Annotated in this window: 16 protein-coding genes, 1 tRNA gene and 1 pseudogene; 12 read left to right on the top strand and 6 right to left on the bottom strand. The window is 52.8% G+C overall.

What is annotated here, in order from left to right; all coding sequences use genetic code 11:
* The first annotated feature begins 102 nt into the window (after window positions 1–102).
* The 4 genes and pseudogenes from HK11_RS02900 to HK11_RS12525 all read left to right on the top strand — a co-directional run.
* Window positions 103–2,697: a DNA translocase FtsK gene (locus HK11_RS02900; RefSeq protein ID WP_198943211.1), complete on the top strand. Its 2,595-nt coding sequence runs from the start codon at window positions 103–105 to the stop codon at window positions 2,695–2,697.
* The gene (locus HK11_RS02895) at window positions 2,694–3,371 is read left to right on the top strand and encodes an RluA family pseudouridine synthase (RefSeq protein ID WP_086553837.1); all 678 of its coding nucleotides are present in this window, start codon (window positions 2,694–2,696) and stop codon (window positions 3,369–3,371) included. The genes HK11_RS02900 and HK11_RS02895 overlap by 4 nt, the downstream gene beginning before the upstream one ends.
* A 364-nt stretch (window positions 3,372–3,735) precedes the next feature.
* Window positions 3,736–4,548, top strand: a complete 813-nt coding sequence (locus HK11_RS02890) for a glycosyltransferase family A protein (protein ID WP_086553836.1) — start codon at window positions 3,736–3,738, stop codon at window positions 4,546–4,548.
* Window positions 4,549–4,653: 105 nt separating this feature from the next.
* Window positions 4,654–4,850: pseudogene (locus HK11_RS12525) on the top strand (transposase); the annotation flags it as partial.
* A gap of 209 nt (window positions 4,851–5,059) precedes the next feature.
* Here the strand turns inward: HK11_RS12525 and HK11_RS02880 are convergent.
* Window positions 5,060–5,134, bottom strand: a tRNA-Thr gene (locus HK11_RS02880).
* A 155-nt stretch (window positions 5,135–5,289) separates the two neighbouring features.
* On the opposite strand from HK11_RS02880, the gene cysS reads away from it, so the two are divergent.
* The gene (gene cysS / locus HK11_RS02875) at window positions 5,290–6,636 is read left to right on the top strand and encodes a cysteine--tRNA ligase (protein WP_233133279.1); all 1,347 of its coding nucleotides are present in this window, start codon (window positions 5,290–5,292) and stop codon (window positions 6,634–6,636) included.
* Entirely contained in the window at window positions 6,633–7,409 is a 777-nt protein-coding gene (locus HK11_RS02870) for an RNA methyltransferase (protein ID WP_198943210.1), read from the top strand. Before cysS ends, HK11_RS02870 begins: the two co-directional genes overlap by 4 nt.
* A 53-nt stretch (window positions 7,410–7,462) precedes the next feature.
* Here the strand turns inward: HK11_RS02870 and HK11_RS02865 are convergent, their stop codons facing one another.
* On the bottom strand, window positions 7,463–8,128 hold the full coding sequence (locus HK11_RS02865) for an alpha/beta hydrolase (RefSeq protein WP_086553833.1): 666 nt from the start codon (window positions 8,126–8,128) through the stop codon (window positions 7,463–7,465).
* An 85-nt stretch (window positions 8,129–8,213) separates the two neighbouring features.
* Entirely contained in the window at window positions 8,214–8,384 is a 171-nt protein-coding gene (locus HK11_RS12310; protein ID WP_158092778.1) for a hypothetical protein, read from the bottom strand.
* Between the two features lie 206 nt (window positions 8,385–8,590).
* Between HK11_RS12310 and HK11_RS02860 the strand changes: the two genes are divergently transcribed.
* The 6 genes from HK11_RS02860 to HK11_RS02835 all read left to right on the top strand — a co-directional run bounded on the left by HK11_RS02860 (window position 8,591) and on the right by HK11_RS02835 (window position 14,247).
* Window positions 8,591–9,748, top strand: coding sequence for a cysteine desulfurase family protein (locus HK11_RS02860; RefSeq protein WP_086553832.1), 1,158 nt, complete (start codon window positions 8,591–8,593; stop codon window positions 9,746–9,748).
* A 35-nt stretch (window positions 9,749–9,783) separates the two neighbouring features.
* The gene (locus HK11_RS02855; protein WP_086553831.1) at window positions 9,784–10,950 is read left to right on the top strand and encodes a cysteine desulfurase family protein; all 1,167 of its coding nucleotides are present in this window, start codon (window positions 9,784–9,786) and stop codon (window positions 10,948–10,950) included.
* Window positions 10,951–11,016: 66 nt separating this feature from the next.
* The gene (locus HK11_RS02850; protein WP_086553830.1) at window positions 11,017–11,331 is read left to right on the top strand and encodes a ferredoxin family 2Fe-2S iron-sulfur cluster binding protein; all 315 of its coding nucleotides are present in this window, start codon (window positions 11,017–11,019) and stop codon (window positions 11,329–11,331) included.
* 36 nt (window positions 11,332–11,367) lie between these two features.
* A complete protein-coding gene (mnmA, locus tag HK11_RS02845; protein ID WP_086553829.1) occupies window positions 11,368–12,450 on the top strand; it encodes a tRNA 2-thiouridine(34) synthase MnmA in 1,083 nt (360 codons plus the stop codon).
* 12 nt (window positions 12,451–12,462) lie between these two features.
* A complete protein-coding gene (locus HK11_RS02840; RefSeq protein WP_086553828.1) occupies window positions 12,463–13,134 on the top strand; it encodes a glutathione S-transferase family protein in 672 nt (223 codons plus the stop codon).
* A 21-nt stretch (window positions 13,135–13,155) separates the two neighbouring features.
* Window positions 13,156–14,247, top strand: coding sequence for a glycosyltransferase family 4 protein (locus HK11_RS02835; protein WP_233133278.1), 1,092 nt, complete (start codon window positions 13,156–13,158; stop codon window positions 14,245–14,247).
* A 64-nt stretch (window positions 14,248–14,311) separates the two neighbouring features.
* Here the strand turns inward: HK11_RS02835 and HK11_RS02830 are convergent, their stop codons facing one another.
* The 3 genes from HK11_RS02830 to trxA form a co-directional block, all read right to left on the bottom strand.
* The gene (locus HK11_RS02830) at window positions 14,312–15,619 is read right to left on the bottom strand and encodes a folylpolyglutamate synthase/dihydrofolate synthase family protein (protein ID WP_086553827.1); all 1,308 of its coding nucleotides are present in this window, start codon (window positions 15,617–15,619) and stop codon (window positions 14,312–14,314) included.
* 44 nt (window positions 15,620–15,663) lie between these two features.
* Window positions 15,664–16,599, bottom strand: a complete 936-nt coding sequence (gene accD / locus HK11_RS02825) for an acetyl-CoA carboxylase, carboxyltransferase subunit beta (protein WP_086553826.1) — start codon at window positions 16,597–16,599, stop codon at window positions 15,664–15,666.
* 297 nt (window positions 16,600–16,896) lie between these two features.
* Entirely contained in the window at window positions 16,897–17,223 is a 327-nt protein-coding gene (gene trxA / locus HK11_RS02820; protein ID WP_086553825.1) for a thioredoxin TrxA, read from the bottom strand.
* Window positions 17,224–17,240 lie beyond the last annotated feature (17 nt).

Here is a 17,240-nt window from a genome sequence, read left to right as displayed (position 1 = left end):
CTGACACATCGCTTCACGATACACTTGCCTCTCACTGGTCAGTAACCCTGCCATATCACTGACCTTGTTTTTCAGATTTATTCAGAGACAGGATTCAGCCCCTTGGTGCGAGTAAGCCCTCCCCATTCATCCGACTACGCTGTTTCACCCTATAAAAGTCCCCTGCGCATGCGCCTTGAAGAAGCCGGGGGGATAGTTTTGTGCCTTCTCGCCTGTGCCCTGCTCATTGCGCTGGTGTCTTATAATCCTGATGATCCGTCCCTGAACACAGCAACCGGCCAGGCACCCACCAACCTGCTCGGGCTGCCCGGAGCTATATTTTCAGATACCTTGCTGCAAAGTGTCGGTCTTGCAGCCATTCTTCCTGCTTTTATTCTTATGGCCTGGGGCTGGCGCTTTATGAGCCACAGGCTGATTGGCCATGAAACACTGCCTGTTTTTGGCTTCAGAGTAGCTGCCTTTCTCTGCCTGCTACCCGTTGGCGGCGCCCTCTTCTCCTCCATTCCCCTCCTCTTTACAGCTCTGCCCACTCCCGCATGGCCTGCCAGGGCTGGCATCGGTGGAGGCATCGGGCTTTCTATCGCTCAGGCTTCACTCTCAGCCGGCACGGCGGCAATCGGCCCTGCCGGCGGCATGGTGATCTGGCTGCTGGGCCTGTTACTGGCCGGGCTGCTACTGGCGCTTGCTACAGGATTGCGCCGCCAGGAATGGATGGCCCTCTGGCGCGGTTTTGTCATGATCAGCCGCGTCCCTGGTAAACTGGCAACCCGCTTTGTTCGCTATTATGCCAGCCGCAAACACCAGAGCGACATAACAGCACACGGTACACACGATGAGTATGAGAGGGATGAAGCGCAGCCATTTCAGAAAAGCAGCCATGTCAGTCATGAATTATTTGAAGACGAATTTTATGACGATGAGCTGACAGAAACACACTCTGAAGAGCCCCCCCCTGGCACGCCTCACCATCCTCATGAGCAGGAACCTGAAACACACCAGGCCGAATCCTTCAGACCTGCTGAACCACCTCCGCCCGCCGTACAGCCAGCTCCTGCTCCGGCCCCGGTCAGACCTCAGGTTGCTGACACAGCACAGAATAAATCTGGCCTGCTGGGGCGCCTGTTTGCAGGTAAAGAAGGTACCGGCAGCCAGGGAGCTGCACTTGCACCCAACAGAAAAGGCGGCTGGGAGCTCCCCCCTCTTAACCTGATTAAGCCGGCACCACCCAAAGGACAGCTTGGTCCTTCGCAGGAAATGCTGACGGCTAATGCCCGCCTGCTTGAGCAGGTTCTGGCCGATTACGGTGTGCAGGGCACTATTGTCGGCATGAGTGCCGGGCCGGTCGTGACACTCTATGAGCTTGAACCTGCTGCAGGTATCCGCTCAGCCAGGGTTATCGGACTGGCAGATGACGTCGCTCGCTCGCTCTCTGTGCTGAGTGTACGTATTGCCACTGTGCCCGGACGCAACGTGATTGGTATTGAGGTACCAAACCAGAAACGTGAAACCGTTTATCTCTCTGAACTGCTAACCCAGCCAGGCTGGCAGAAAGACCCCGCTCATCTTTCACTGGCACTAGGCAAAGATATTGCCGGTGACCCGGTATTCAGTGACCTGGCCCGTATGCCTCATCTGCTCGTTGCGGGTACTACCGGGTCTGGTAAATCAGTGGGGATCAACACCATGATCCTGTCTCTGCTTTACCGTATGTCACCAGATGAATGCCGTATGATCATGATAGACCCGAAAGTACTTGAGCTTTCGATCTACGATGGCATTCCACACCTGCTGACACCTGTTGTGACTGAACCGGCTAAAGCAGTAAACGCCCTGAAATGGGTTGTGCGGGAGATGGACCGCCGTTACCGGACAATGGCGCATATGCAGGTCCGTAATATTGCCGGCTACAACGAACGTGCAGCAGCAGCCCGCGCTGATGGCGAAATTGTTGTCAGACGTGTGCAGACAGGTTTTGATCCCGAAACCGGCACACCTGTGTTTGAAGAGCAGTCTATGACGCTCGACGCGATGCCCTACATCGTGGTCATTATTGACGAAATGGCTGATCTGATGATGACAGCCGGTAAAGAGATTGATGTTTGTGTGCAACGACTGGCGCAAAAAGCCCGTGCGGCTGGTATTCACGTCATCATGGCCACACAGCGCCCGTCAGTTGATGTGATTACCGGCACTATTAAAGCCAACTTCCCAACCCGTATTTCCTTTCAGGTCATCAGCAAATTTGACAGCCGGACTATCCTGGGAGAACAGGGGGCCGAGCAGCTTCTGGGCCAGGGTGATATGCTGTTTATGCAGGGTGGTGGGCGCATTACACGTGTGCACGGCCCCTTTGTTGCAGATAGTGAAGTAGAACAGGTGGTCAACTTCCTTAAAGAACAGGGAGAACCAGTTTATGATGATGATGTGCTGACCGAAGCAGCTGAAGAAACAACTACCGGCTCATCAGGTCGCTCAGGCGGCAACAGTGATGGCGGAGAGTCCGACCTGTACGACGAAGCGGTATCAATCGTCACCCGTGAAGGCAAAGCCTCGACATCTTTTGTGCAACGCCATTTATCTATTGGTTATAACCGCGCAGCTAAACTGATTGAACAAATGGAACGGGAAAAAATCATCAGCCCGGCTGACCATGTTGGCCGCCGCAAAGTGCTGATAGGGGCGCATCGCGACGAATGATGTCTCAGTCTTTTTCTCTTTTTCCGCTGGATATTCTGTATAACGATCAGCGGATTGTTATCATCAACAAGCCGGCAGGTATTCCTGTACATAGCAATGTAGCGGGTACTATCAGCATAGAAAGCTGCTTTCCTGCGCTTTCAAAACGCAGGGATGGCCCCTGGCTTGCTCACCGGCTTGATACAGACACATCAGGCTGTCTGGCTATCGCGCTGCGTAAGCAACCCTTGATTGCCATGCAGGAAGCCTTTTCTAACAAAACTGCATTAAAAACATACTGGGCTGTGGTTCAGGGGCACCCTGAAGGAGAATCAGGCACGATCTCTCTGCCTTTGCTCAAACAAAATGACCGCCATAAAGGCTGGCGCATAATCACTGACCCGAAAGGAATCCCGGCGACAACCTCCTGGCGCGTTCTCGGGCGTAGTGACACACTGACCTGGCTTGAACTGACGCTGCACACCGGCCGCACACACCAGGCACGGGTGCACTGTGCTGCAATGGGCTGGCCAATTGCAGGTGACAACCTTTATGGTACAGCACACAAACACGGGCTACATCTTCTGGCGCAGAGCCTTGTTTTACCATTCACACCGCGCATTGCAGTTACAGCACCACCCAGGGCAGCGATGCAGCCCGCCCTCGTTCAATGTGGCTGGAAAGAAGAAACATAAATATTTTTTCTTTGTCATAAATATACAGAGCGTAAAGATAAACAGACATCAGCCAGAAACCGGTTTTCTGAGCGCAGCATCGTCTCAAAACATGCATGCAAACGCCTGATTTAAATATATAATTCTTTCAGAAACCCCTGGGCATCACGGTCAGGTTATTCTGTAATAAACTGTCCCTGCGCCACGATAACAAGGCGCGGCGGCCATTCTTACAAACACAAATATATTAGTCTCTGATGCGGAATGTTATACGCGACCTTAAAGACGCCACTTTTTGTCCCGAGGAAAGCATTCTCTTACAACTTTTGGTAAACATCAGAGCTTAACCAGACAGCCACTCCTCCCCCCACCGGATAGAATATCGATGAGAGAACAAAACTGGGCTGTCGTAATTCCTTACTTCAATGAAGAAGACTGCCTCGAACAATGTATGTCCTGTCTGCTTCACCAGACAAAAAGACCCAGTCAGATTATCCTGGTCAATAATGCCTCAACTGACCGCTCCCCTCTTCTGACCAGAGAATTCAAAGAGCAATTTGGTCATTTGTTCGAAATAATGCTTATTGATGAACCAAAACCTGGCAAAATACATGCTCTTGTCACAGGTACTGCACTGGTACGCACTGATTATTTCGCCACCTGGGATGCAGACACATATTATCCACCTGACTACCTGACAAAAGCACATACAGGATATCAGGGCAGAAAAGGTTCATGTGTCGCTGCTGTCATGGCAACGAACATTAAAGGCCCGCTCTCATCATTTAAAAGTCTGTTTCGCATTTTTAAAATACAAACTCTGGCCACTCTCTTCTCTTCTGAATGCCATGCCGGAGGATATGCCGAAACATTTCGTACAGCCTTGTTTCGTAAAGTTGGGGGATTCGACCCTGTACGATGGCCCTATGTTCTCGAAGACCATGAAATTGTTGAATGTTTACTAAAAGTAGGCCGCGTACGCTACCCCATCGGATTCTGGTGCCTGACATCACCCCGTCGTGCTGATCGCTGCCGGGTAACATGGACAAAAACAGATAAAATTTTATATCGCTACACACCATTTTTTATGAAAAAATGGTTCTTCTATACTTATCTGTGGTCTCGCTTTGAACAAAAAGGTTTATTCTTTCATCGCCTGCGTGAACAGCCATGGAAAACAAATAAAAAAAGTTCATAGTGCTCAATAAAAGGTATTTTTTAAGGACTTTTATTCCGTTTACTTTAAAAAGTTAGAGAATCTCAGGCTCAGGACCTTTTAATTTCCTGAACTGAGCGAGAGGTTATGATTCACAGACTTGCCGATGAAGGAGAGCCTGTGAGTGACGTATTATTGCTGTCTGAAAGCCAGATGGAGCGGATTGAGCCGTTTTTCCTCTGGCGCACGGCGTGCCACGCGTGGATGACCAGCGAGTTCTGAGCGGGATCGTTTATGTGATCCGCAACGTGCTTAAGTGGAAAAATGCCCCCAAAGCGTATGGTTCGCAAAGCTTAAAGACTGGCGACGCGTGGCGACCAGATATAATCGTGGGGCTCATATTTTCATGTCCGCAATTCATATCGCAGCACGTTTCATCTTATACCATTAAAGAATGAGTCCTGAGCCTGGCTGGCAAACTATAAAAATTGAAATTTTTACTGGTTATTAAATCACAACCAAAAAAATTTATTATAGTATTTTGTGTGAAAAATGGTGCCCTCAGTAGGATTTGAACCCACGACCTACCGCTTACAAGGCGGTTGCTCTACCACTGAGCTATAAGGGCACATTTGCTCTTGCGGGCGGATTAAAACTGTAATTTTGCATCTGAGTCAAGAGAGAGTTTACGCTTTATCTGAGAATTTTAAAAAATTTCGATATTGCATCCCGTTAATGACTGACGCATCAAGGGAGACTATGCCGTATTCAGAGCCAGGATCCATGTCACATTTCTCCCTGCATGACAGCCAGCGTCGTGCGACTGTTCCCTTCGTACCTCTCGACCCCGAACACATCAAAATCTACTATTGTGGACCGACAGTGTACGACCTGGCGCATATAGGTAACCTGCGGGCCATGCTAACGGCCGATGTACTGGTACGCACACTGCGTCATCTTTACCCGCGCGTGACGTTCGTACGTAACATCACCGATGTCGATGATAAAATTACCGCCCGGGCCCGCGATAATAATGAAGATATCGCAACCCTGACCGAACGCACGACACATGAGTTCCACGCTGATCTGGCTGCGATGAATGTTATTCCCCCTGATATCGAGCCACGTGCGACACATAATATTGACGAGATGCAAAACCTGATAGCGCGTCTGGTTGCTCAGGGGCATGCTTACGAGGCCGATGGTCATGTGTTGTTTTCGGTCGAATCATTTCCCTCTTATGGTGCCTTATCCGGGCGCAACCCTGAAGAACTGGTCGCCGGGGCACGTGTCGAGGTTGCAACCTATAAAAAACATCCGGGTGACTTTGTCCTCTGGAAGCCTTCATCCGAAGATCAGCCCGGCTGGGACAGCCCATGGGGCCGGGGACGCCCTGGCTGGCATATAGAGTGCTCAGCCATGTCACACCGCTATCTGGGTGAAAGCTTTGATATTCATGGTGGAGGATCTGACCTGATGTTCCCTCATCATGAAAATGAACGTGCACAAAGCATGTGCTGCTTTCCTGGTGGCAAGTTCGCTAATTACTGGGTGCATAATGCCATGCTTCTGGTCGAAGGCGAAAAAATGTCTAAATCACTGGGCAATTTTTTCACTATTCGCGATGTCCTGAAGCAGGCCCCGGCTGAAGCTCTGCGTCTGCTGCTGCTAAGCGCACATTACCGCTCAACACTCAACTATACACAGGCTGGCCTTCTTGAGGCACGCAAAACGCTTGACCGTTTTTACCGTGCTCTGGCCGCTGGCCCGGTACCCCGCACAGAAGCACCCGAAAGCGTTCTTAAAGCCCTCTCCGACGATCTGAACACACCCGCTGCCATTGCTGAGCTTCATGCACTTGCCAGTAAAGCTCTGGCAGGTGACCGCACTGCCGCAGGCGCACTCAAAGCAGGTGCAGACATGCTTGGCCTGCTTAGTGAAGACCCCGAAAAATGGTTCAGGGGTGAATCCTCAGATGAGGATACCGAAATCCAGGCTCTGATTACCCTGCGTCTTGAGGCAAAAAAACAACGTGATTTTGCAAAGGCCGATGCTCTGCGTGAGCAGCTCCAGGGCATGGGTATCATACTTGAAGACACCAGAGACGGCACCGAATGGAGGCGCGCATGACCGGCCGTGACGGCGGGGCCCCTCTGGCCCCACAAGGCAACACACCGGTAGTTATTCTTGTGCGGCCACAACTGGCTGAAAATGTCGGCACAGCTGCCCGTGCCATGGCGAATGGCGGATTATTTCACATGCGCCTTGTAGCCCCGCGCGACGGCTGGCCGCAGGAACGTGCATGGCGCACTGCTTCAGGTGCAGACCGTATTCTGGATGCGGCACAGGTTTATGAAACAGTTGATGACGCTGTGGCTGACCTGCACCATGTTTATGCTACCTGCCCAAGGCCGCGCCATGTGATTAAACCGATCATGACTGCGCGCGGCGGTGCTGCTGAATTACACGCTGCAACAGTCCGGGGGCTAAAAGTTGGCCTGATGTTCGGCCCTGAACGGGCTGGGCTGGACACGGAGGACATGGCAAGAGCTGACGGGCTGATTCGTTACCCGCTTAACCCTGCATTTATGTCACTCAACCTCGCACAGGCCGTTATGATTATGGCTTACGAATGGTGGATGATAAATGATCAGACAGATGCCCGCGAGCTGATGACGAACGAAACCCATATTGCCACCAAGGGTGAGCTTGAAAATTTTATGGGGCATCTTATCAGCGAACTGGATGAGTGCGGGTTCTGGCGCAGTGAACAAAAGCGCCCTGGCATGGTCAGAAACCTGCGTCATTTTTTCACGAGAGGGGAAGTCACAGAGCAGGAACTCAGAACCCTGCATGGTGTTGTACGCGAACTGGCAAACCGCCGCAAAACGAGCGAAAAATAGCACTATGCCTTTTCGGGCAGGCCGTTATAAGGCCTGTCCGAAAGATGCAGGCATTAGTCAGCAGCAAGCAGCATAGTGCGTGTGCCCATAGCTGTCTTAACGTGATCTTCAAGCGCATCCGTAATTTTGTCAGCCTGTTTTGCAAAAATATGATCTGCATCAGGGAAAATACGGTAATCGACAGCAACACCTTTCTGAGTGTTGAGCTTATCAACCAGTTTATGAATGGCAGGCTCAGGTGCCATGTCATCTTTTCCGCCGGCAATCATCAGACCACCACAGGGGCAAGGTGCCAGAAAACCAAAATCATAATGTGTGGCAGGTGGCGCGACACTGATCCAGCCGGTAATTTCAGGGCGGCGCATCAGAAGCTGCATGCCAACAAAAGCACCGAAAGAATAACCGGCAATCCATAAGCCACTGGCATTGGGGTTGATGCTCTGCATCCAGTCAAGGGCTGCTGCTGCATCAGAAATTTCACCAATACCACCGTCATAGCGCCCCTGTGAACGGCCGACACCGCGTGAGTTATAACGCATGACCGAAAAACCCATTTTTTCAAATGAGCGATACATAGCGTAGGTAATACGGTTGTTCATTGTGCCACCGTGCAGCGGGTGCGGGTGCAGCACGAGTGCGAGAGGCGCATTGGGTTCGTTAGAGTGCAAATAGCGCCCTTCAAGGCGGCCGTCAGGACCGGCAAACATAACCTCAGGCATTAATCTTCCGTATATGCTGTGAATATACCCGGGGGCACGGTATATTCAGGTTAATTCATTGACCCCGAAATGATACGATGCCACGTTATACACTTCGGAGGAGGCGGCCTTCAGACCAGGTTACCGGGCGATAAAACCGCCCCTTACCTGCCGGTACACAAACAGACACAGGCAAAAACAGCATGCGACGTATAGTGCCGCGGCAATAAGGCGGGAGATTAAAGAGAACGGTGCTGATCGTATCTGATACACTCATCACGCCTTTCCTCCTCTCTTCGCCGTTATGATAAGAACGCAGAAAATGTTTCTCTGTTGCATCACAACAGTTATTACCGCTCTGTAAGATGCGACCTACCGGGCCGGTTATAGCGTGTACGCCCCTCAGATTTCCACACAAATCGTCAGTCTTGCTGTGTTTTTGCAAGATCAGATAAAACAGCTGTCACAGCAGGAGCGTAAAAAATGGTTTCCACTTCAGCAGGCAGCCCACAGCGTCAACCCATTATCTACTTAGATGCCAATGCAACCGAACCGTTGCGCCCCGAGGCACGCGATGCTTTTCTTGAAGCGGCAGAGCTGACCGGCAACCCTTCTTCTGTGCACAGGGCCGGACGCATGGCCCGTGCTATGCTCGAACAGGCCCGTGATGACGTAGCCCAGGCTTTTGAGGTCGCCCCCCTTAACTGCATTTTTACCTCAGGCGGTACAGAAGCAAATGTTCTGGCCATGCATGGCCTGAGTGCCGGAAGACGATTCCTTGTCGGTGCGACAGAACATGATGCTGTACGCAAGGGCTTTCCTGAAGGGGCAGACGTCACCTGGCTCGCAGTTGAAAAAGACGGCACAGTAAGCCTCGCCGGACTGGAACAGGCCCTGAATGCCTCAGATACGCCAGCTTTTGTGTGCCTGATGCTGGCCAACAACGAAACCGGCGTGCTGCACCCGATTACTGATATTGCTACGTTATGCCAGCGTTATGGTGCGCATCTGCATGTAGATGGCGTGCAGGCTGCCGGACGAATAGCTTTCTCCGTCACGGCATCAGGGGTCAACAGCTTTGCTCTTTCAGGCCATAAAACCGGCGGTCCCAAAGGGGCGGGCGCTTTATTACTGGCGGGCCCGGCCCCGGGCCGGGTTCTTCCTCTGTTTGAAGGCGGCGGGCAGGAACAGGGGCGCAGGGGCGGCACACAACCTTTACCCGCAATAGCCGGCATGGCAGCAGCCCTGCGTACAGCTTTACAAACTCCGCGTAACTTAAGCCCTCTGCGCGACCGTATTGAACACGCTGCCTGTGCTGTGGGTGCTGTTGTATCAGGCGCACAGGCACCACGCCTGCATAATACATCCTCCCTCATTCTGCCTGGCCGCCTGGCGCAGGAGCAGCTTATGAGACTCGACCTTGAAGGCATTTGTGTCTCGGCCGGCTCTGCCTGTTCTTCCGGCAAAGTCGCCTTCTCTCACGTGTTGCAGGCAATGGGATTTGAAGCACAGGCCGGACAGGCCCTGCGTGTGTCACTGCCCTGGAATGTGCAGGAAGAAGATGTCACACGTTTTATTCAGGTTTATGAAAATATGGCCCGGAAAGCCGCTTCAGGGCTAAAACTTTCAACTCTGATATAACCTGAGGAACACGAGTAAAACCGTAAGGAAACAAAATGGCAGCCCTCTATCTTGATCATGCTGCCACAACGCCATGTGACCCAGGCGTGATGGACGTCATGCAGGCAGCATTGCTGCATGACAACGGCAACCCCCACAGCACCCTGCATGAAAGCGGCAGACGTGCCTCCACCCTGGTTGAAGAGGCCCGGCAGCATGTTGCACGTCTGATTGGTGCCGACACCAGAGAAATTATTTTTACATCCGGTGCGACAGAAGCCAATAATATGGCCATTAAAGGAGCCGCTCGCTATCTGGCCTCACAGAAAAACCCGCGAAAGCGTATTATTACAGCTGCCACTGAGCATAAATGTGTCATTGAAAGTGTGCTTGACCTGGCCGCTGAGGGGTTTGAACCTGTTATTCTGCCAGTTGGCACTGACGGCCGCCTGGCCCCTGACACGCTGGCCCGCGCTCTGGAGGTCCCCACAGCTCTCGTCTCACTGATGGGTGCCAATAATGAAACCGGGGTACTGCATGACTACGCTACCCTGGCCCCTCTGGTAAAACAGGCGGGCGCACTTCTTCACGCTGACCTTGCACAGACAGCCGGAAAAATTTCCTTTGATGTTAACAAATATGGTCTGTCTCTGGCATCACTCTCCTCACATAAAATCTACGGCCCCAAAGGCGCAGGGGCACTTTATGTAAGGCGCAGGCCGCGTGTACGGATTATACCGCTTTTTTCAGGTGGCGGACAGGAACGCGGCATGCGCTCAGGCACGTTGCCTGGTTTTTTACTGGCTGGCTTTGGAGAGGCCTGCCGCATTGCCCTGCACCGCCAGGAGCAGGACGCGGCACATCTCTCACATTTACATACTGTCGCCATGAAAACCTTTGCCTCATTACTGCCTGAGGCACAGCTCAACGCTGAAACGGCACCACGTCTGCCCGGTATTTTCAGCGTCCGGCTCCCCCCCGGCATCAGTGCGCTGCATGTCTTGGAAACCGTAACAGGAGTCGAAGCCTCTCTCGGCTCAGCCTGCTCATCAGCAGATCTGGCCCCTTCTTACGTGCTTGAAGCCATGGGTTTAACACATGAAGAAGCGGGAAGAAGCTTGCGTCTCTCCCCCGGACGCTTTACCTCAACAGCCGAGGTAGAAAATGCCATCAGGCTACTGGCACAGGCTACCCACAAAACAGGTACGCACAAGCGTATCTGAAGTATAACCATAACGCGTCAGAGTGACAGCGCGTAGCAACAAAATACTGGCAGGACACTAAAACAAATGCCCCATATGATGTTTATCGAACAGGACGGAACTGAGCACAAAGTTGATGCACCGGTTGGTCTTTCTGTGCTGGAAATTGCACATAAACATGATATTGATCTTGAGGGAGCCTGCGAAGGATCTCTGGCCTGCGCAACATGCCACGTGATTGTTGACCCCGACTGGGCCGCAAAACTCAGCACACCAACTGATGACGAAGAAGATATGCTTGATCTGGCTTTCGGACTCGAAAAAACCTCTCGTCTGGGGTGCCAGATTGTTATGACAGACGAGCTCGACGGGCTGGTTGTTCGTCTGCCTCGCAAATCCTGAGGCATTTTAATTTTAAGCAAAAGGAGGGCGCAGCCAGTGCGTATTCTTGTGGCAATGTCGGGAGGGGTGGATAGCTCAGTCGTTGCTGCCCGGCTTCAGGCAGAAGGGCACGAGGTCGTGGGTGCGACCCTGCAGCTTTACGATGCCCGCAGCGCGGCCAAAAAAGGCGCATGCTGTGCCGGTCAGGACATTCGTGACGCCCGTGCAGTTGCTGACCGGCTTGGTTTTGCACATTACGTCATTGATGCGGAAAAACGATTCCAGGATAGTGTAATCGGTCGCTTTGCTGATGCCTATGCAGCGGGTGAGACACCTGTGCCCTGCGTTGCGTGTAACCAGGGTGTAAAGTTTACTGATCTGCTTGGCCTGGCCCGTGACATTGGTGCTGAGGCAATGGCAACCGGCCATTATGTACGTCGTGTTGAAGGCCCCCACGGGGCTGAGCTGCACCGCCCGGTAGACAGTGCACGTGATCAGTCATGGTTTTTATTTGCAACCACCCGTGATCAGCTTGATTTTCTGCGCTTCCCGCTGGGTGACATGCCCGATAAAGCCGCAGTGAGAGCTGAGGCTGAACGCTATGGCCTGGTTGTTGCCGGCAAGCCTGACAGCCAGGACCTGTGCTTTGTCAATGACGGCTCCTACGTTGATCTGGTTGAACGTATGCGCCCGGAAATGGCTGGCCCCGGTGAAATTGTTGACAGCCAGGGCAAAATCGTTGGTGAACATGATGGCGTTATGCGTTTTACCGTTGGCCAGAGCAAAAGACTGGGCAATGCCGCCTGGCTTGACGGGCAGCGGCAGATGGTCGTGGGCGTAGAGCCAGGCAAACGCCGCGTTATTATTGGCCCGCGTGCACACTCTTATGTCGAATCTCTGCTTGTCAGAGATGTAAACTGGCTGGTTGATGCACCACCTGAGGGCATTGAATGTGCTGTGCAGATGCGCGCACGCGAAGTGCCCCGGGCCGCACGCATCAGGCCTGTACCTCAGGGCGCTCTGGTACAGCTTGAAGAACCTGCTATGCCCGCCCCGGGCCAGGCCTGCGTATTCTACCAGGGAACACGTATTCTTGGTGGCGGGTTTATCTGCCGCACAGAAACCGAATCTGCTGCCTGAAGGAAAAAAGAGATGACACAGGGACGTCTGGTTATTGGTACACAGCGCTACTCCTCCTGGTCACTGCGGGGGTGGCTGGTCGTAAAACTGGCCGGGCTCTCTGTCGATATCGAGGTCGTCCCCCTGAAAGGCGGGGGGCAGACAATTGCCCTCAAAAGCCTGTCACCCAATGGCTGCGTACCCTATCTTGAGCATAATGGTATTCAGGTCTGGGATTCCCTCTCTATCGCAGAATACTGCGCTGAAGCTGAGCCTTCTCTCTGGCCGGCAAACCGGGCAGCCCGTGCGCTGGCCCGCTCAGTCAGTGCCGAAATGCATTCGGGATTTAAAGGTGTGCGCTCATCTTTACCGATGAACCTCGGCCGGCACGATAAAAAACTCAGCACACCACCAGATGAAGAGCTGATTAAAGACGTAACCCGCATTGATCAGATATGGACACAGTGCCGTAACCAGCATGGTCAGAGCGGCCCTTATCTGTTTGGCGCACAGTTTGGTATTGCCGATGCGATGTTTGCACCTGTTATCTCCCGCTTTCTGTCTTATGGTGTGACAGAACTATCAGAAACCTCCAAAGCCTATATGCAGGCCGTCAGACAGCACCCGCTGATGCAGCAATGGTATGATGAAGCCGCCCGCGAACCCAAAGAATGGCAGCTTGATCGTTATGAGCAGATCGACTGACTGGCGATAAAGGCCGGATCTGTGCCGCACGGAGCTGATGCTTTACATGTTATAACGGTTCTCCCGCCCTCAGAGCGTTTTGCAGCGGGAGAAGCCGGTGCTATCGCACTACTGGTGCGACGAATGGCCACACAAACAGAAACTATTATTGGACAGCCCCCGCTCGGCGCGGCTTTTCCTGGCATTCATTTTGTTCCTGTCACACCAGCTTTTCGCCCTTACAGCCTGACCCGACGCTATGCTGTTGCCGTCGCCCGCGCTGTAAAAAAACTGAAGCCGGACCTGCTCGAGGTTCACAATCGTCCTGACCTGGCCTTGCTCTTACGCAAATTATGCCCGTCCGTGCCGGTTATGCTCCTTTTACACAATGACCCCTGCTTTATGCGGTGTGCCCGTACAACTGAAGAGCGCACTAAGCTGGCCCGCACTGTACGGGTTGTAGCTGTCTCTAAATGGATCAGGAATCGATTTCTGAGTGAGAATGTCACGGCTTCTGTCAGCATCTTACCAAACAGTATTGCTATGGCTGATATGCCACCCCGCCCGCCTGTGCGGGATAAACTCATTTTATTCGCGGGGCGCGTGGTCGCAGATAAAGGTGTTGATACTTTTGTCGCAGCCTGTCGCGACACTCTTTTAATACGCCCTGACTGGCGCGCTGAGATTATCGGAGCCGATCGTTTTGGCCCCGGCTCGCCAGAAACCCCTTTCCTTGCCCGGCTCAGGCCGCAGGCGAAAGCGGCAGGCGTCTCACTTGCGGGCTATAAACCTCATGATGAAGTGCTCACAGCTATGGCCCGTGCGGCCATTGTTGTTGTGCCCAGCCGATGGGCTGAACCCTTTGGTATGGCCGCACTCGAGGCTATGGCCAGCGGTGCGGCTCTGATTGTCTCAGACAGAGGCAGCCTGCCAGCTGTTGTCGGTGAGGCAGGGCTGTACTGCAACCCTAATGACGTAAGCAGCCTGACACAATGCCTGCTGCGCCTGACAGATGACGCCCGGTTACGTCAGAGTATGGGAGAGGCAGCTCTCAAACGAGCCCGCACATTTGATGTCACAGCTATAAAGCAGCAGCGCGCAAAGCTACACCAGAGTATTTTACACAGTCAGTAAGTGCTCTGCTGGTACTCTTCATTGTGCAGGCCCGCCCTGACCTGCACAATATAAAGCTCACACGTCAGCTTCCGGGAGACCACCCATCCTGGGTTAAGGCCACACCAGCCAGGTACAGGCTGCCACAAATAAGCACACGGGCAGGCTTCTGCTCTTCTGCTGCCTCAGCTTTTAAGGCCTCCAGCGCCTGCACCAGCTCGGGTCCTGAACGTGCCTTGCCACCTGACGCAGCAATAATGTCAGCCACAGGTAATGCCAGATGCTGTGCCGGCTCCTGGATAGCCCAGAGAGTTGTAGCGTAAGGCAGAACAGGCTTCAGGAATCCGGTAGCATCCTTCGTCTGCTTCATGCCCACCAGAATATGCAGTGGCCTGTCATCCCAGTTTTGCAGTGTTTTTGCCAAAGCATGACCTGCACCAGGGTTATGCCCGCCATCAAGCCAGACCTCCCAGTCATCCGGAACATGCTGCGCCAGCTGCCCTGTAAGACGCTGCATGCGCGCAGGCCAGAAAACCTGCCCTACACCCTGCCAGGCTTTTTCAGGCAAAGTAAGACCCGTAGCGCGCAGCGCAGCAACTGCCAGACCTGTATTTTCAACCTGCCAGGCACCAGCAAGAGAAGGCAGTGGTAAAACAACCTCTCCCTGCGCATCAGAGTAAATAAGAGAAGTCTGGCAGGGAGATACGCCAATCTGCCACTCGACACCACGACGATTGAGAGAGGCTCCCGTCCGTAATGCTTCAGCCTCAAGCACAAGGCGCACTTCGTCAGGTTGTGCACCTGTAACCGCAGGCACACCAGGTTTAAAAATACCTGCTTTTTCTGCCGCAATCGCAGCAAGAGAATTCCCCAGGAAGGCTTCATGATCCATTGAGACCGAAGTCACAATACAGGCTGCCGGCTTTTTGAGCACATTAGTCGCATCACAGCGCCCGCCCAGCCCGACCTCAATAATAGCCAGGTCAGCCGGTGTACGTGAGAACAACAGAAAACCAGCGGCTGTCAGAACCTCAAAAACCGTAATAGGAGCACCTTCATTGACGCGCTCAATTTCTTCAAGCACGTCTGTCAGCACCGTCTCATCGACCAGCTGCCCGGCTACGCGAAAACGCTCCGTAACATGCACCAGATGAGGCGAAGTCATAACATGCACGCGCCACCCGGCAGCCTCACCAATAGCACGCAGAGTCGCGCAGGTGCTGCCTTTACCATTAGTACCCGCAACATGAATAACCGGCGGCAAATGATCCTGCGGGTTGCCCAGCTTTTGCAAAAGATGCTCAAGCCGGCCCAGCGATAAATCAATCAGGGCCGGATACAGACGATTTAACCGCTCAAGAATAACGCCCGTGCGGCCTGTAAATTCGGCCATAGACGATGTTGACGAAGAAGAAGTCACAGTTTTGTCTGTCTCACTCACTCTGAGGGAGCAACATCTGCACTTTCTGCAACAGCAGCCGGCGGCACAGCTTCTGACGGACCTTCGTCTTTAGCTACACTGACCGGAGGCTGGCGCATCAGCATGCCAATGATACGTCCCAGTGTTTCGCGCATCTCGTGACGCGCCACCACCATATCAAGCATACCATGTTCGACAAGATATTCTGAACGCTGGAAACCCTCGGGCAGTTTCTCACGTACCGTGTCCTGAATAACGCGGGGACCAGCAAAGCCAATCAACGCATTTGGCTCACCAATCTGCACATCACCCAGCATAGCAAACGAAGCCGTCACACCACCTGTTGTGGGGTTTGTCATCACAACAATATAAGGCAGACCGGCCTCTCTGAGCATCTGCACGCCAATTGTTGTACGGGGCATCTGCATCAGGCTCAGTGCACCCTCCTGCATACGGGCACCACCTGAAGCCGTAAAAATAACCAGAGGAGATTTTTGTAAAATAGCCAGGCGGGCAGCGGCGACAAAACGTTCACCAAAAGCTGCACCCATTGTGCCTGCCATAAACTCAAAGGCCATCACGGCCACAACCGCCGGGTGACCACCAATTAAACCATGCGCGGCGACAAAAGACTCATCAACCTGGCTTTTGGCACGGGCATCTTTCAGGCGGTCAGTATAGCGCTTCTGATCACGAAAACCGAGCGGATCAACCGGAGCAGAGGGCAGATCAATACGTGCGCTCTCTCCGTTATCAAATGTCCAGGCAAAACGATCAGCAACCAGAACCTTCATGTGATGACCACAGTGCGGACACACATTATAATTTTTGTGCAGCTCTTTGCTCAAAATCATCTGGCTGCAGGAGTCACAGTTGGTCCACAGATTATCCGGCACTTCACGTCGCAAAAGGCCACGAATTTTAGGACGGACGTATTCAGTGATCCAGCTCATATTGACCCTTGCAACTTTAAAAGTGAAAATTAAATGATTCGTCTGGTACACCAGATCAGGCGCGCAGCATTACGCCGTTTATGCTCCCCTGCCAAGCTTTTGAAGGCAAAAAACCGGTTAAACCGGCAGGATGCAGCGTTAATCTGTCTTAAAAATTCTTCGTCTTGCAGGCTACGTCAGAGGGCTGATCGTAGCATCTTTACTTCTGAGAGGTAAAGCAAAACAGAAAGCATGTACAAACTGCCTGCCTCCTGTTTGCTAACACTACCCTCAGCCTTTCAGCAAAGAGCAATCTGCTCAGAGAGCGCCTTCAACCCATGCCTTAAGCTGGCTTTTTGGCAAAGCGCCAACTTTAGTCTCAACAACTTTCCCGTCGCGTACCAGCATCAGTGTCGGAATGCTGCGAACGCCATAGTTCGTTGGAGTTTCAGGGTTTTCATCAATATTAATTTTGGCAACGGTGACTTTACCAGCATATTCTTTGCCAATTTCCTCAAGAGCCGGACCAATCATTTTACAGGGGCCGCACCATTCAGCCCAGAAATCGACCAGAACCAGACCTGAAGCGCCAAGCACGTTTGTGGCAAAATCAGAATCGTTCACTGCAACAGTATGTTCGCTCATAATCTTCTCCCGTATGT

This window comes from Acetobacter sp. DmW_043 (assembly GCF_002153485.1).
Classification (GTDB): Bacteria; Pseudomonadota; Alphaproteobacteria; order Acetobacterales; family Acetobacteraceae; genus Acetobacter; species Acetobacter thailandicus.
This window is presented reverse-complemented; position numbering and strand designations above follow the sequence as displayed.

Bases quoted from the DNA above. Each gene is read 5' to 3' on its own strand.
- HK11_RS02855 (WP_086553831.1), top strand. From the start codon at position 9,784: ATGGCAGCCCTCTATCTTGATCATGCTGCCACAACGCCATGTGACCCA.
- HK11_RS02895 (WP_086553837.1), top strand. From the start codon at position 2,694: ATGATGTCTCAGTCTTTTTCTCTTTTTCCGCTGGATATTCTGTATAAC.
- HK11_RS02870 (WP_198943210.1), top strand. From the start codon at position 6,633: ATGACCGGCCGTGACGGCGGGGCCCCTCTGGCCCCACAAGGCAACACA.
- HK11_RS02850 (WP_086553830.1), top strand. From the start codon at position 11,017: ATGCCCCATATGATGTTTATCGAACAGGACGGAACTGAGCACAAAGTT.
- cysS (WP_233133279.1), top strand. From the start codon at position 5,290: ATGTCACATTTCTCCCTGCATGACAGCCAGCGTCGTGCGACTGTTCCC.
- HK11_RS02840 (WP_086553828.1), top strand. From the start codon at position 12,463: ATGACACAGGGACGTCTGGTTATTGGTACACAGCGCTACTCCTCCTGG.
- HK11_RS02860 (WP_086553832.1), top strand. From the start codon at position 8,591: ATGGTTTCCACTTCAGCAGGCAGCCCACAGCGTCAACCCATTATCTAC.
- HK11_RS02890 (WP_086553836.1), top strand. From the start codon at position 3,736: ATGAGAGAACAAAACTGGGCTGTCGTAATTCCTTACTTCAATGAAGAA.
- HK11_RS02830 (WP_086553827.1), bottom strand. From the start codon at position 15,619: ATGGCCGAATTTACAGGCCGCACGGGCGTTATTCTTGAGCGGTTAAAT.
- trxA (WP_086553825.1), bottom strand. From the start codon at position 17,223: ATGAGCGAACATACTGTTGCAGTGAACGATTCTGATTTTGCCACAAAC.
- accD (WP_086553826.1), bottom strand. From the start codon at position 16,599: ATGAGCTGGATCACTGAATACGTCCGTCCTAAAATTCGTGGCCTTTTG.
- HK11_RS02865 (WP_086553833.1), bottom strand. From the start codon at position 8,128: ATGCCTGAGGTTATGTTTGCCGGTCCTGACGGCCGCCTTGAAGGGCGC.
- HK11_RS12310 (WP_158092778.1), bottom strand. From the start codon at position 8,384: ATGAGTGTATCAGATACGATCAGCACCGTTCTCTTTAATCTCCCGCCT.